This is a genomic window from Dyella acidisoli (assembly GCF_030160295.1).
GTDB classification, from domain to species: Bacteria; Pseudomonadota; Gammaproteobacteria; order Xanthomonadales; family Rhodanobacteraceae; genus Dyella_B; species Dyella_B acidisoli.
On the sequence record NZ_BSOB01000010.1, the window covers coordinates 556,493 to 570,925 of the forward strand.

The window sequence follows — 14,433 nt, forward strand, 5'->3', positions numbered from 1 at the left end:
ATTACATCCGTAAATGCTTTGGCGCGCGGGCGCCATGACTACTTCGCAGAAAAACGTCAGTCTACCGCGACCTGCGGCTGCGGCAGACCCATTTGTTGGATCTTGGAACTCACCTGATCGGCGCTGTCCACGTCGGAAAGCGGCCCTACTCGCACGCGGTGCACGAGCCGGCCGCCAATCGTCGCATCAGACACCTGCACCGGAGCGAAATTCGCCACACGCAATTGCGCGGCAATGCGCTCGGCATTGGCAGCGTCGGAGAATGCGCCAACTTGCAGGTAAATACTGGGCGCATGCGCGGGCGTAACGGTGGCAAGCGGCGGAGGTGGTGGCGCTTCCTGCGGCGGCGGTAGTGGCGCGGAGGGATCGATGCCCTGCACCTCCACCAAGCCCGTGCCCTTGGGCCAGACGCCGATCTTCACGGCCGCGGCGTAGGACAGGTCGATCACGCGGTCTTCGTGGAACGGGCCGCGATCGTTGATGCGCACGATCACGCTCTTGCCGTTCTGCAAGTTCGTCACGCGCGCGTAGCTCGGCAAAGGCAGCACCTTGCTGGCGGCGGTGAACTTGTACATGTCGTAGTCCTCGAGGCTCGAGGTCTTGTAGCCATGGAACTTGCTGCCGTAGAACGAGGCGATGCCGCGCTCATCGTAGCCTCGCGCTGTCGGCAACACGCTGTAGGTTTGGCCGAGCACGGTGTACGGCGACTTGTTGCCGTAGAGCGAGCGCTGCTCCACCTTCGGCACCGGCTCGGGCAGGTTGCTCACGTCCGGCGGTGGACCATCCGGGATGCTGTCGCTGCCATCGCGATAGCGGCTGCTTTGCGGCTTGCTGGTGTCATCGTAGGTACCGCCGCCGGAGCCGGAACCTGAGCCATATCTGCTCGAACTTCCATGCGCGGACGAGTAAGACGGGCGCGTGCTGCGGTGGCTGCCGCAACCGACCAGCATCAGCGTGATCGCAAGCAGCCATGACAGGCGCCAGAGCGTCTTCATCGCGTGGCGGTCTCCCGATTGTTCACGCCGTCGACGATCGCCTGCGCGAGCTGATTCACAGCCATTGCGTACATCACGCTGCGGTTGTAGGTAGTGATCACACGGAAGTTCTGGAAGGTGAACCAGTATTCGGGTCCGTTCGCGCCCTGCAAAGTCTGCATGCTGCTCAACGCGCCCGGATCGAGATGCTGCAGCGGGCCGTAGCCCCAAGCCTCGAGCTGTTCCACCGTCCACTGCGGCGTAGCGTCTTTTACCGTCAACGCTTTCGCTGCGGCATCCGGCTGCGCTCGCGCTGCCACCGGACCGCCGGTCACCCAGCCGTGCTTGGCGAAATAGTTGGCCACGCTGCCGATGATGTCGGGCAACGAATTCTGCAGATCGATGCGACCGTCGCCATCTTCGTCCACGGCAAAATCGCGGATGCTGCTAGGCATGAACTGCCCCCAGCCTTGCGCGCCCGCATAGGAGCCGGTGAGCGTATCGACCGATCCCCCAAGCTGCGTATCAGGCAACTCCAGCAGCGTTTTCAGCTCATTGCGAAAGAACGCCGCACGTGGCGGGTAATACAGACCCAGCGTGACCAGCGCATCGAGCACTTTGTACTTGCCGGAGTTGCGGCCATAGAACGTTTCCACGCCGATGATGGCGACAATGTACTGTGGGGCCACGCCGTATTTCGCAGCAATCCGCTCCAGCAACGCCTGGTGATCGCGATAGAAGGCAACGCCTGCATCAATGCGTGCCTGCGTCAGAAAGATCGGCCGGTACTCGCTCCACGGCTTGGCTTCGGCCGGGCGGCTGATGGCGTCGAGGATGCTCTGCTGCCGCTTCGCACCGTCGAGCAAAGCGTTCAAGGCGGCCGGATTCTTGCCGGTGTCTTTCGCTACTTCGGCGACCAGTTGCTGCTGACCTGGATGCTCGGCCCAGGCTGCGAGGGGCGCAGCGAAACATAGCGCTGCGAGTGCAAAAATGATTCGTTCCTTCATGCGGGCGAGCGTAACACGCATATGCGTTTTACTCCCTCTCCCCCATCTTTGATTGAAGATGGGGGAGAGGGTTGGGGTGAGGGGACACACTCGCGACAATCTCTACCATCATTGCAAGTCCAAGCGTTTTCAGCTTCACGCAAATGCCAAAACATTTCGCAAGATTGCCCCCTCACCCCAGCCCTCTCCCCGAAAGAGAGAGGGAGCGATCATCGCGGCGCATCAGTCATGTACTTTGCGGTTCGCATGAATCGACATCAACACGCCAAACCCCACCAGCAATGACACGGCTGACGTACCGCCATAACTCACCATCGGCATCGGCACGCCCACCACAGGCAAAAGGCCCGCCACCATGCCGCCGTTGACGAACACGTAGACGAAGAAGCTCATGCCGATCGCGCCGGCGAGCAGGCGTGAGTAAGTGTCCTTTGCTTCCATCGCGATCCACAGGCATCGGCCGATGATGAAGGCATACAGCACCAGGATCGCGCACACGCCGATCAGGCCAAATTCCTCGCAGAACACGGCAAAAATGAAGTCGGTGGTGTGTTCGGGCAGAAAATCCAGGCGCGATTGCGTGCCCTGCTCGAAGCCCTTGCCAAAAATGCCACCGGAGCCCACTGCGATCTGCGACTGGATGATGTGCCAGCCGTTACCGAGCGGATCAGATTCCGGATTGAGCATGGTGAGAATGCGATCGCGCTGGTACTGATGCATGAAATGCCAGGCGATCGGCACCATGCCTGCCGCGCCCGCGAGCAGCAGACCGATGCGCCACCACGCCATGCCGGACAAGAACAGCGCGAAGCTGCCCGCCGCCGTCACCAGCAAGGCCGTGCCCAGATCCGGCTGCTTGCCGATCAAATAGGCCGGAATCGCGATCATGCCACCGACCACCGCGATGTCCTTCCAGCTCGGCGGCAATTGGCGCGGATGCAGATACCAGGCCACCATCATCGGCATGGTCAGCTTCATCAGTTCGGACGGCTGGAAGCGCATGATGCCCAGATTGAGCCAGCGATCCGCGCCACGTCCCTCGCCCAGCACCGCCACCACCACCAGCAGCATCACGCTGCCGGCGTAGAGCCAAGGCGTCCAGTTGCGCAGTACCGAAGGCGGAATGCGCGACATCAGCAAAATCAACGCGCCGCCGAGCGCGAAGCGCGCGGCCTGTCCGACGACCAGAGGAAGACTGCCGCCACCTGCGCTGTACAGCGTGACCAGCCCGACGCTGCACAGAAGCATCAACGCGAAGGCCAGCGGCAGGTCGATACGCGGACGCGTCAACACGCGGCGCAGGAAACGGTGGAAGCGGATGCGCAGGGTATCGATCGTCATTGCACGTCGTCTCCCGCGGTGGAGCTGTCCGGAGCAGGCATGTCACCCTGCGGCGTGTCCTCGGGCGCCGGTGGTGTTTGCGCCGACGAGGCCGGCGCTATGGCGGATTCCGGCAACGGCTGGTGCGGCGGTACCGCACCGCCCTGCGCGGCGAGCCATGTATCGAGAATCTTGCGCGCGATCGGGCCTGCGTCCTTGGCACCCCAGGCGCCCGCCTCCAACATCGTGACGACGGCGATGCGCGGGTCTTCGGCCGGCGTGAAGGCCTCGAACCAGGCACGATGGCGCGCGGCGAGATACGCCGTGTTCTTGTTCTCGTTGTAATCGTTGCTGGTACGCGAGAAGCGCTCAGCGGTACCGCTCTTGCCAGCGAGGCGATACGGAAAGCCGTCGCCCAGCTTCGTGCCGAAGCCGGTGGACAGCGGATCGTTGCTGTAGATCACCAGCTGCATGCCCTCGTTCACCGCCTGCCAATCCTTCATGTTTTTGATCAGCGAGGGCCCGACGGGAGCGTTGGCCAGGGGTGTCGACGGCTTGCCAACGTCCGCAGTCGCCATGACCACGCGTGGTGCATACGGTACGCCGCGGCCTGCAAACGTGGCTAAGGCGTGCGCCAACTGCGTGGTGGTGACGGACCAATAACCTTGGCCGATACCCGCGATCACGGTTTCGCCCGGATACCAGTTCCGTTCCTTTGGCGAATGCTTGGCCTTCCATTCGCGCGAGGGCAGGATGCCGGACACTTCGCCCGGAAGATCGACGCCGCTGGGCTGCCCGAATCCATAGCTCCCCATGAATTCGCTGACACGGTCGATACCCAGATCCAACGCGAGCTTGTAGAAGTACGTATTGACCGAGGCGTAGATCGCCTTGTAGAGATTCACCGTACCGGCGCCATAGCGCTGGTCGTCGCGATAGCCGCGCGCCTGGCCCGGAATGTAGAACACACCGCTGGAAAATACCGAATCCTGCGGCGTGCGCACACCGTATTCCAGACCTGCGAGGGCCATGAACGGTTTCACCGTCGAGCCGGGCGGATAGGCTGCTCTCAGCGCGCGGTTGATCAGCGGTTTGTCCGACGCCGTGATCAAGCCTTTGTAGTCAACCGAACTGATCCCATTGACGAACAAATTGGGATCGAACGACGGCACGCTGACCATCGCCAGCATCTGGCCGTTGCGAGGATCGATCGCTACGGCCGAGCCCGGCCTGCCTTCAAACGCGTCCTGTGCCGCCTGCTGCACGCGCGCGTCGATACTCAGATAGAGATTCTTGCCCGGCACGGGCGGATGCGTTTCCAGTACGCGTTGCACGCGTCCATCGGCGTTGACTTCGTCCAGCTCGTAGCCCGGCGTGCCATGCAGCAGATCTTCATACGAACGCTCCAGGCCGGTGCGTCCGATATGCGTGGTGCCTTTGTAGCGATCCGGATCGAGATTGGCCATGTCGTCCGCGTCGATGCGGCTCACGTAGCCAACCACGTGCGCAAACAACGCTCCCATCGGATAGTGACGGGTGAGATACGGCACCACATCCACGCCAGGAAAACGCCAGCGATTCACGGCGAAGCGCGCGATGTCGTCTTCGGTCAGGCGCATTTTCAGCGGCACACTGTCGAAACGGCGCGACTGCTTGAGCTGCTTGTGGAAGGCGTCCAGATCATCCTGATCCAGCGGAATCACCTTGCTTAGCTCGGCCAGCGTGTCGTTCATGTGCTGCACCAGCTCCGGCCGTACTTCGAGCCGGAAGGCCGGCACGTTATCGGCCAGCAACACACCGTTGCGGTCGTAGATCAGGCCACGTGCCGGCGGAATCGCACGCGGCTTCACACTGTTGTTGACCGAGCGCGTCGCGAACTCGTCGTGGTGCAGCACCTGCAGGAACACGTAGCGCCCCACCAGCGCGCACAGGCCGAGCAGGATCAACGCGAAGCCCGCGAACGCACGGCGCCGAAACAGCTCGCCTTCGCCGCGCGTGTCTTTGTAGATGCGCAGGCGTTTTGCACCTGGCTTCATTGCAGCCTCAACCGCATCCGCAAGTCGTCAAGCAACAAGAACAGGAACGGCCATAGCGCTGCACTGACGAACGGCGAGGCCCACCACAAAGCTGGCGGTGTGGATTCACCCGCAAAGGCACGCACGATGAGCAACAGGAAACGATCGTTGACCAACAGTGCAAGCACCGCCAGCGTTTGCTGCCACATCGGGAAGAAACGCAAGCGCGAGCGGAAACGCAGCGCGATGAACGCCAAGACGCACAAGCGCAACGCTTGCTCGCCCAACAACACGCCCGAAAGCAGATCGGAGCAGATGCCCAGCACGAAAGCGAGACCCAGCGTGACGCGCTGCTCGCCTGACTCCAGCGCCCAATACAGCAGTACCAGCGCGGGCCAGTAAGGCTTGAAGGCATCCAGCACATGCGGCAGGGGCACCAGCATCAACAGCAGCGCCACGGCCAAGGTGCCGACGAACCACCAGAAGGTCAGTCGTTGACGGCTCATGTTTGGGGCGTTCCCGTCGTGCTTTGTGTCGAAGCCGGTTGCGTGAATGGCTTCGCAGACACTGGCGTGGATGCGCGCGGCGCCGCCGCGGTGGACGCCGGTGCGGGTGCTTCGCTGGCCGGCGGACCGGCAGGTTGAACAAGGGACGGCGGCCCCGCCGATTCGGCCAGATCGTGCAGCACTAGCACTTCATCGACGCGATCAAGGTCAGCCGTAGGTTGCGCGTGCGCCTCCAGGAACATGCCGCTCGCGGCCGGCTCCACACTGCCGATCTCACCCACCGGGAAACCCTGCGGAAAGCGCCCACCGAGGCCGGAGGTGAGCAGCTTGTCGCCTTGATGCAAGTCGGCCGCCATCGGCACGTTCGGCAAAGTGAGCTGCTGGTCATTGCGCGAACCGTAGGCAATGGTGCGCAGGCCGGTGCGCTGGACCACTACCGGCACAGCGTGATCCGGATCGGTCACCAGCATCACGGTAGCGGAATTGGGCAGTACGTCGACAATCTGCCCCACCACACCATGCGCATCGATCACCGGCTGGCCGGCTTTGATGCCATCGCGTGCGCCAAGATTGATCATGATGCGGTGCCGGAAGGCGCCCATATCCATGCCGATCACACGTGCCAGCTGCACGTGCAGTTCCAGGCTGTGCTGGGTATCGAGCAGTTCCTTCAGGCGCTGATTCTGCTCAGCCACCGCAGCCATGCGGTTGAGCTTGGCGTTGGCCAGCAACAGATCCTCGCGCAGACGCTGATTCTGTTCGGTCAGCATGCGGCGATCGGCAAAAGCCACGCTCAACGCGTGGAAGCCATCAGCGGGCAGGCTCGCCAAACGGTAGACGGGTTCGATCACGATCGCCGTGGCGTAGCGCAAGCGCCACAACCAGCCGTTGCGATGGTCGAGCACCATCAACACCATCGCCATGGCGAGATAGAAGATCAGCCGCAAAGTGCCTGCGGCGGTGCCGGCGAACAGGGGCGAGGACTCCTCGCGCGCGAGCGGCATGGCCTACCCCCGAGGCAAGGTTATTCGGGAGCGAAGAAGTCGCTGCCGTGCTGATCGATCAGCTCCAGCGCCTTGCCGCCACCACGCGCCACGCAGGTGAGCGGATCGTCCGCCACCTGCACGTGCAGGCCGGTTTCCTCGGACAGCAGGCGGTCCAGGTCACGCAGCAGTGCGCCACCGCCGGTAAGCACGATGCCGCGCTCGGCCACGTCGGAGCACAGTTCCGGCGGAGTTTGTTCCAGCGCCGACTTCACCGCCGCCACGATGCCGGCGAGCGGCTCGTGCAGGGCTTCGAGGATTTCATTGGAGTTGACCGTGAACATGCGCGGCACGCCTTCGGCCAGGTTGCGGCCGGAGATTTCGATCTCCTTGACCTGGCTCTGCGGGAAGGCGCAGCCGATTTCCAGCTTGATGCGCTCGGCCGTGGATTCACCGATCAGCGTGCCGTGGTTGCGGCGCACGTAGTTGATGATGGACTCATCGAAACGGTCACCACCCACGCGCACGGACTGCGAGTAGACGATGCCGTTCAGCGAGATCACCGCCACTTCGGAGGTGCCGCCACCGATATCCAGCACCATCGAGCCACGGGCCTCATGCACCGGAATGCCAGCGCCGATCGCGGCGGCCATCGGCTCTTCGATCAGGAACACATCGCGAGCACCCGCGCCTTCGGCCGATTCCTTGATCGCGCGGCGCTCCACCTGGGTGGAACCACAAGGCACGCAGACCAGCACGCGCGGGCTGGGACGCAGCAGGCGGGAACGGTGCACCTGGCGGATGAAGTGCTGCAGCATCGCCTCGGTCATGGTGAAGTCGGCGATCACGCCATCCTTCATCGGGCGCACGGTGGCGATGTTGCCCGGCGTGCGACCCAGCATGCGCTTTGCATCGCTGCCCACGGCGGCGACGGTGCGAGGGCCGCCCGGACCACGATCCTGGCGAATCGCCACGACAGAAGGTTCGTTCAGGACGATTCCCTGGCCCCGCACATAGATAAGCGTGTTGGCTGTACCAAGGTCGATGGAAACATCGTTGGAAAACATCCCGCGAAACTTCTTGAACATGGGTCCGCCGCGCACCGTCTCTGGCTAAAAAGTAAGCGCGCCAGTCTAGTCAGCAAAACCCTTGTCCGCAAGGACATAGGCGTTAAAAAAGCGGTTTTTTAGGGGCAATCATGAGGAAGATGCGGGGAACGTGCGATTTACGGTTGCGCACTGATCTGGCTCATTCGGGGTTTTAGAGCCTGTCACCAAGCGAAAACCTTGCGTGCATCAACCTCCCTCTTCCCCTCAACCAGTTTCCCGTTTCCGGCTCAACCGCTACGATAATCCGTTTGCCGCCGTGGCCCTGCCACGCCCAGCCAACCTTATTTGGACCGTCAACCCATGTCTGCCGTCATCTGCGGATCGCTTGCCTACGACACCATCATGGTGTTCCAGGACCAATTCAAGAAGCACATCCTTCCCGATCAGGTGCACATCCTGAACGTGTCGTTCCTGGTGCCGCAGATGCGCCGCGAATTCGGCGGCTGCGCCGGCAACATCGCCTACAACCTGAAGCTGCTGGGCGGCGATCCGCTGCCGGTCGCCGCGGTGGGCCAGGATTTCGCGCCCTATCGCGAGCACCTGGAACACTGCGGCATCCGCATGGATTGCATCCGTGTATTCGAAGACCAGTTCACGCCGCAGTGCTTCATCACCACCGACCTGGACAACAACCAGATCACCGCCTTCCACCCCGGTGCGATGTCCAGCGCGCACGCCAACCACGTGCGCAACATCCCGCATATCAGCTTCGGCATCGTCGCACCCGACGGTCGTGACGCGATGCTGCAGCACGTGGATGAGTTCCACGCACGTGGCGTGCCGTTTGTGTTCGATCCGGGCCAGGCCATGCCATTGTTCAATGGCGATGAATTCCGGTCGATGATCGAAAAGTCGACCTATGTGATCGTCAACGACTACGAATCTCAACTTCTGCAGCAGCGCACCGGCTGGAGCGCAGCGGACATTGCCTCGCGCGTGAAGGCCTACATCGTGACGCTCGGTCCGCGCGGCTCGCTGATTTACACCGACGGCACCACGCATGAGATTCCCCCGGCGCGCGAGCGCCAGGTGGTGGATCCCACCGGCTGCGGCGACGCTTACCGCGCCGGGCTCATCTTCGGCATCATGAAAGGCCTGGATTGGCCGACCGTCGGCCGCATGGCCTCGCTGATGGGCGCGCTGAAGGTGGAGCATCCCGGCACGCAGAATCAGCATTTCACCTACGACCAATTCGCCGCCGAGTTCGAGGAACAGTTCGGCTACGCGCTGAGCTGAGTCCGGGAAAAACTACCATGTCGATCCTTGCCAGCATTGCGGTCACGATCATCGCGCTGATGCACGTATGGTTTCTGATCCTGGAAATGGCGCTGTGGGACAAGCCCACAGGCCGGCGTGCGTTCGGCACCACCGCCGAATACGCCGCGCAGACCAAAGTGCTGGCGGCCAACCAGGGGCTCTATAACGGGTTTCTTGCGGCTGGCCTGTTCTGGGGCTTGATCCTGGGCGGCGCGGAAGGCACGCACGTAAAGCTGTTTTTCCTCAGCTGCATCCTGGTGGCTGGCATCTACGGCGGCCTCACTGCCACGCGCAAGGTGTTGTGGATCCAGGGTCTGCCTGCCGCGATCGGCATCGCGCTGGTATTGGCGGGCTGAGCGCATGAGCGATCACGGTCGCGAAGCGGTTGGGCAGCGGTTCGATTCCGCGCTCATGCTGCATGCTCGCGATCGGAGCTGGGCCGCCCTGCAAGGCATTTGCGAACGCATGCACCCTGGCATCAGCGAGGACGAAGCACGCGCGCAGGCCATGCAGGTGTTCGCGGAGCTGGGCATGGAACGCCTGTGGCATCCGGTGATCATCCGCATCGGCCCCAACACCACCAAAACCTACCGCGAGCGCTCCCTGCCGGACGTGCGGCTGGGCGAAAACGACAGCTACTTCATCGACCTTGGGCTGGTGTTCGACGGCCACGAGGGCGATGTCGGTGACACCTTCGTCATCGGCCAAGCGCCTGAGCGACTGGCCTGTGCCGAGGCGGCGCGCGACCTGCACCGCGACGTGGCCAATATGTGGCGCACTGAGGGCTGGAGCGGCCAGAGGCTTTATAATTACGCCCACGAACGCGCCGAGGCGATGGGCTGGCGTTTCAACCATGCCATCAAAGGGCATCGCGTAAGCGACTTCCCGCATTCGGTGCACAAGGGTGGCGACCTGGGCGATCTGGAACACGAGCCTGCCAAGGGCTTGTGGATTCTCGAGATCCAGATCACCCACCCGACCGAACCGTTCGGCGCTTTTTACGAAGACTTGCTCGCCGAAGCCGTGCCATGAAGGCGCTGGTTTCGGCAACGCTGCATACACAATTGAACCGTACGCTGCGGACCATGGATGGTCTGTCCAAGCCTTATCGCGCTCTCCCGCCTGGGGTGAGAAAATAGCTTTCTGCTCGACCAACGACTTCTACTACGGAACCAACGCTGTGGCCCGCCAAAAACCTCTCCACCTCTATCGCAACATCGGCATCATTGCTCACATCGACGCCGGCAAGACCACCACGACCGAGCGCATCCTGTATTACACAGGTAAGAAGCATCAGATCATCGACGTGCACGACACGAAGGATGGTAAGGGCTCCACGACCACCGACTACCTGGAACAGGAAAAGAAGCGCGGCATCACCATTCAGTCCGCTGCTGTGTCGACCGAGTGGAAGGGTCACCAGATCAACGTGATCGACACCCCAGGGCACGTGGACTTCACCATTGAAGTGAACCGCTCCCTGCGCGTGCTCGACGGTGCCGTGGTGGTGTTCGACGGCGTGGCCGGCGTAGAGCCGCAGACCGAAACCAACTGGCGCCTGGCCGACCAGTACAACGTGCCGCGCATGTGCTACATCAACAAGATGGACCGCATCGGCGCGAACTTTAAGCACGCCGTGAACGGCATCAAGAACCGCCTGGGCGCCAACATCGTGCTCTGCCAGGTGCCACTAGGCAGCAGCGACGACTTCATCGGCATGGCCGATCTGATCGCCGGCGTGGGCTACATCTGGGACAGCAGCGACAAGGACAGCAAGTGGGAGACGATCCCGCTGGACCAGGTCGCCGACCATCCCAAGGTCAAGGCATTCACCACCACCGCCGACACGGAATGGGTGTCCCAACTCGCCGAGCTGCGTGCGCATAGCATCGAAAGCGCGGTGGAAATGGACGACGACGCCATGCATGCCTACCTCGACGGCCAGGAGCCGACGCTGGAAACGCTGAAGAAGTGCATCCGCAAGGGCTGCGTGGCCGGCAAGCTGGTGCCCGTGTTCTGCGGTTCTTCGTACCGCAACAAGGGCGTGCAGCAGATGCTCGATGGCGTGATCGACTACATGCCTTACCCAGGTGAGAACGGCGGCATTTCGATGGTGGACGAGGACGGCAACATCATCGGCGAGCAGGCGGTGACCGACGACGCGCCGGTGCGCGCGCTGGCCTTCAAGGTGATCAACGACCAGTTCGGCACGCTCACCTTCACCCGCATCTACTCCGGCGTAATCAAGAAGGGCGACACGCTGCAGAACGTCACCCGTGGCAAGAAAGAGCGCATCGGCCGCATCGTGGAAGTGCAGGCCAACGCCACCAAGGAAATCGACGAAGTGCGCGCCGGTGATATCTGCGCGTTCGTTTCGCTGAAGGAAACCGAGACCGGCGACTCGCTCACCGATCCGCAGCATCCGGTGCTGCTGGAACGCATGCGCTTCCCCGACCCGGTGATCAGCGTGGCGGTGGAACCGAAGAGCCGCAACGACATCGACAAGCTCTCCACCGCGCTCTACAAAATGGTGAAGGCTGACCCGTCGCTGCGCATGGAAGTGGACCAGGAAACCGGCCAGACCGTGCTCAAGGGCATGGGCGAGCTGCACCTGGAAATCACCATCGACCGCATGCGCACCGAACTGGGCGTGGAAGCGAACATGGGCAAGCCCAAGGTCAGCTTCCGCGAAGCCTTCGGCCAGACGGTGGAACACACCTACACGCACAAGAAGCAGTCCGGCGGTTCGGGCCAGTTCGCCGAAGTAAAGATGATCTTCGAGCCGGGCGAACCAGGCAGCGGCGTGGTGTTCTCCGACGAAGTGGTCGGCGGCCGCGTACCGCGCGAATACATCCCGGCGGTGGAACACGCCATCACCGTGGAATCGCGCCAGGGCCAGGTGGCTGGCTATGAAGTGCTGGACTTCAAGGCACGCCTCGTCGATGGCAAGTACCACGATGTGGACTCCTCGGCACTCGCCTTCGAAATCGCCGGCCGTGCCTGCTTCCGCGAAGCGCAGAAGATGTCCAAGCCCAAACTGCTTGAGCCGGTGATGAAGCTGGAGGTGGTCACCGAAGCCGACTACCTCGGCGACGTGATCGGCGACATCAACCGCCGCCGCGGCTCGGTCAGCGAGCAGGGCCAGAAGGGCACCAACGCCTTCGTACAGGGCTTCGTGCCGCTGGCGGAAATGTTCGGCTACATCAACTTCCTGCGTTCGGCCACCAGCGGCCGCGGCACCTTCTCGATGATCTTCGATCACTACGAAGAAGTGCCGGCGAGCATGGTTGCCAAGTTGATGGAGAAAGAGGCGAAGTAAGCCTCCGTTCGTGCTCCAAAAGCAAAGCCCAGGGAGAAATCCCTGGGCTTTGCTTCAGGGTGCGGTGTCTGCGCAAGATTGGACTTAAGCGATGCGCTGCCACACTCAGCGTTCCTACACTTGTAGCAATCAAAGTGATACTTTAGTATCACTTTCATGCGCACTGAATTAGTCACAACCCTCAAACGTCAGGCCACTGAGCTGCTGGCAGACCTCGAGCGCGATCGCGAGCCGATCCTGATCACCCAGCATGGCTTACCGAGCGCTTATCTGGTTGACGTCGAATCCTTCGATGCCATGCAACGGCGCATGAAACTACTGGAAGGCATCGCGCGCGGCGAACGTGCCGTAGAAGAAGGACGCACACTCACGCATGAACAGGCAAAGGATCGCCTGAAACGATGGCTGAAGTAATCTGGACCGACCCTGCTCTCAGTGAGCTGGATGAAATCGCTGACTACATCGCGTTGGACAATCCTGTAGCGGCACGAGAACTCGTCCGGCGTGTTTTCGCGCACGTGGAGCAACTTGCTGATCACCCGGAGAGCGGCTCAAAGCCACAGGAACTAAAGGGTTGGCGCTACCGACAAATTGTCGAACCGCCGTGCCGGGTCTTTTACCGCGTCGACGGTGAGCGCGTAATCATTCTCTATGTGATACGCAGCGAAAAGTCGCTGCGCCCGAGTCGGCTTCATCAACGAAGGTAGAAGCAAAGCCCAGGGAGAAATCCCTGGGCTTTTTCGTCTTTCTTACCAAGCCCAGCGCAGCCCTACATTTCCGGCAACCGTGCGCTGATGCTCACCACCTAAACTCGCCGAATAGCTAACGGACGCAAACACGCTCCCGCGTTGCGAGAACTTCGCAACAACGCCAGCATCCACTTGCCCGGTTGTCTGGCGCGTCGGCGTGGTAATCGAAGTTGCGCCGTCGAACGTGGTCGTATCGTCGCTGCCGATTGCGCGCGACAGATTGATACGCACGTACGGTTGCCAAGCGGATTGCATCATCGGGTAATTGCCGGCCAATCGGACACCGATACGACCAACCAACGTGTTCCCGTTGTTGAATGCCACGCTGGAAATGGTGTCGTTCAGATCCTGGAATGTCAGGCGCTGCCAGATCAGTTGTGCCTGCGGCTCGAGCGATAGCCCATGTCCAAGCGCAAACGGTAATCCGGTTTCGAGCGAAGCAGTGATCGCACGTCCATGCATACTCGCTGCCACACCGTCGCGCGACACGGGATCAGCCACGAACGAGCTACCCATCAGCACCGCATCGGAATACCAGCCGCTGGGGCCAACATGCGTCCAGTAGCCACCGAGGCTGTAGGCATTGACCATGAGCGCTCCCACCGCCGCGTTCGGAATGCCAACAGCGAAACCATTCACATCGCCGGTGGCGCGCGCAAAGCCCGCGAACACGCCGTAGTGATCGCGCTGACCGCTCGCGCTCGTATCCGCATACAGATCGTGGCCAACCTGCGCTCCGCTCACCGAACCGCCAAAGCGCGGATCGACGGTGCCGCCTTGCGATAGCACGCTGTGACCACCCCACATGCGTCCCCATGCGGCAGGTAGCTCGCCATTTTCCGACAGCAGCGATTGATCGCCCTGGCGCAGATGGAAGTTTTCCAACTGCAGGATGCCGAGCTGGCGCGCTACTGCAGGCACTTCCGCATACAAAGCCACTTCAGGGCGGTACAACGCGACGGATGCACTCGTACTAGCGCCCGGCGTGGACGTTGGTGTTGGTGTTGGTGTTGGTGTTGGTGTTGGTGTTGGTGTTGGTGTTGGTGTTGGTGTTGGTGTTGGTGTTGGTGTTGGTGTTGGTGTTGGTGTTGGTGTCGGTGTCGGTGTCGGTGTCGGTGTCGGTGTCGGTGTCGGTGTCGGTGTCGGTGTCGGTGTCGGTGTCGGTGTCGGTGTCGGTGTCGGTGTCGGTGTCGG

At 61.9% G+C, this 14,433-nt stretch carries 14 protein-coding genes; 6 read left to right on the forward strand and 8 right to left on the reverse strand.

Annotated features, from left to right (window positions below; all coding sequences use genetic code 11):
• Positions 1-56 precede the first annotated feature (56 nt).
• From QQJ86_RS07600 to QQJ86_RS07630, 7 genes are all read right to left on the reverse strand, one after another.
• On the reverse strand, positions 57-995 hold the full coding sequence (locus QQJ86_RS07600; protein WP_284320302.1) for a septal ring lytic transglycosylase RlpA family protein: 939 nt from the start codon (positions 993-995) through the stop codon (positions 57-59).
• Complete coding sequence (gene mltB / locus QQJ86_RS07605) at positions 992-2,002, reverse strand: lytic murein transglycosylase B (RefSeq protein WP_284320303.1); 1,011 nt, start codon at positions 2,000-2,002, stop codon at positions 992-994. The genes QQJ86_RS07600 and mltB overlap by 4 nt, the downstream gene beginning before the upstream one ends.
• Positions 2,003-2,203: 201 nt before the next feature.
• Positions 2,204-3,322 (reverse strand): rod shape-determining protein RodA, encoded by a 1,119-nt coding sequence (gene rodA / locus QQJ86_RS07610; protein ID WP_284320304.1) that lies wholly within the window; start codon positions 3,320-3,322, stop codon positions 2,204-2,206.
• Complete coding sequence (gene mrdA, locus QQJ86_RS07615; RefSeq protein ID WP_284320305.1) at positions 3,319-5,337, reverse strand: penicillin-binding protein 2; 2,019 nt, start codon at positions 5,335-5,337, stop codon at positions 3,319-3,321. The genes rodA and mrdA overlap by 4 nt, the downstream gene beginning before the upstream one ends.
• A complete protein-coding gene (gene mreD / locus QQJ86_RS07620; RefSeq protein WP_284320306.1) occupies positions 5,334-5,822 on the reverse strand; it encodes a rod shape-determining protein MreD in 489 nt (162 codons plus the stop codon). The genes mrdA and mreD overlap by 4 nt, the downstream gene beginning before the upstream one ends.
• Complete coding sequence (gene mreC / locus QQJ86_RS07625; protein WP_284320307.1) at positions 5,819-6,826, reverse strand: rod shape-determining protein MreC; 1,008 nt, start codon at positions 6,824-6,826, stop codon at positions 5,819-5,821. Before mreC ends, mreD begins: the two co-directional genes overlap by 4 nt.
• Before the next feature lie 20 nt (positions 6,827-6,846).
• Entirely contained in the window at positions 6,847-7,893 is a 1,047-nt protein-coding gene (locus tag QQJ86_RS07630; RefSeq protein WP_284320308.1) for a rod shape-determining protein, read from the reverse strand.
• Positions 7,894-8,214: 321 nt separating this feature from the next.
• On the opposite strand from QQJ86_RS07630, the gene QQJ86_RS07635 reads away from it, so the two are divergent.
• The 6 genes from QQJ86_RS07635 to QQJ86_RS07660 all read left to right on the forward strand — a co-directional run bounded on the left by QQJ86_RS07635 (position 8,215) and on the right by QQJ86_RS07660 (position 13,197).
• Positions 8,215-9,150 (forward strand): carbohydrate kinase family protein, encoded by a 936-nt coding sequence (locus QQJ86_RS07635; protein ID WP_284320309.1) that lies wholly within the window; start codon positions 8,215-8,217, stop codon positions 9,148-9,150.
• A gap of 17 nt (positions 9,151-9,167) precedes the next feature.
• Positions 9,168-9,527, forward strand: coding sequence for a DUF1304 domain-containing protein (locus QQJ86_RS07640; RefSeq protein WP_284320310.1), 360 nt, complete (start codon positions 9,168-9,170; stop codon positions 9,525-9,527).
• A 4-nt stretch (positions 9,528-9,531) separates the two neighbouring features.
• Positions 9,532-10,203 carry a M24 family metallopeptidase gene (locus QQJ86_RS07645; protein WP_284320311.1) on the forward strand — a complete coding sequence of 224 codons (672 nt, stop codon included), beginning with the start codon at positions 9,532-9,534 and terminating at the stop codon, positions 10,201-10,203.
• Between the two features lie 148 nt (positions 10,204-10,351).
• Complete coding sequence (gene fusA, locus QQJ86_RS07650) at positions 10,352-12,490, forward strand: elongation factor G (protein ID WP_284320312.1); 2,139 nt, start codon at positions 10,352-10,354, stop codon at positions 12,488-12,490.
• Between the two features lie 156 nt (positions 12,491-12,646).
• Positions 12,647-12,904, forward strand: a complete 258-nt coding sequence (locus QQJ86_RS07655; RefSeq protein ID WP_284320313.1) for a type II toxin-antitoxin system Phd/YefM family antitoxin — start codon at positions 12,647-12,649, stop codon at positions 12,902-12,904.
• Complete coding sequence (locus tag QQJ86_RS07660) at positions 12,892-13,197, forward strand: type II toxin-antitoxin system RelE/ParE family toxin (protein ID WP_284320314.1); 306 nt, start codon at positions 12,892-12,894, stop codon at positions 13,195-13,197. The genes QQJ86_RS07655 and QQJ86_RS07660 overlap by 13 nt, the downstream gene beginning before the upstream one ends.
• A 42-nt stretch (positions 13,198-13,239) precedes the next feature.
• On the opposite strand, the gene QQJ86_RS07665 is transcribed toward QQJ86_RS07660, so the two are convergent.
• The coding region (locus tag QQJ86_RS07665; RefSeq protein ID WP_284320315.1) for an autotransporter family protein at positions 13,240-14,433 on the reverse strand (1,194 nt) is incomplete at its 5' end.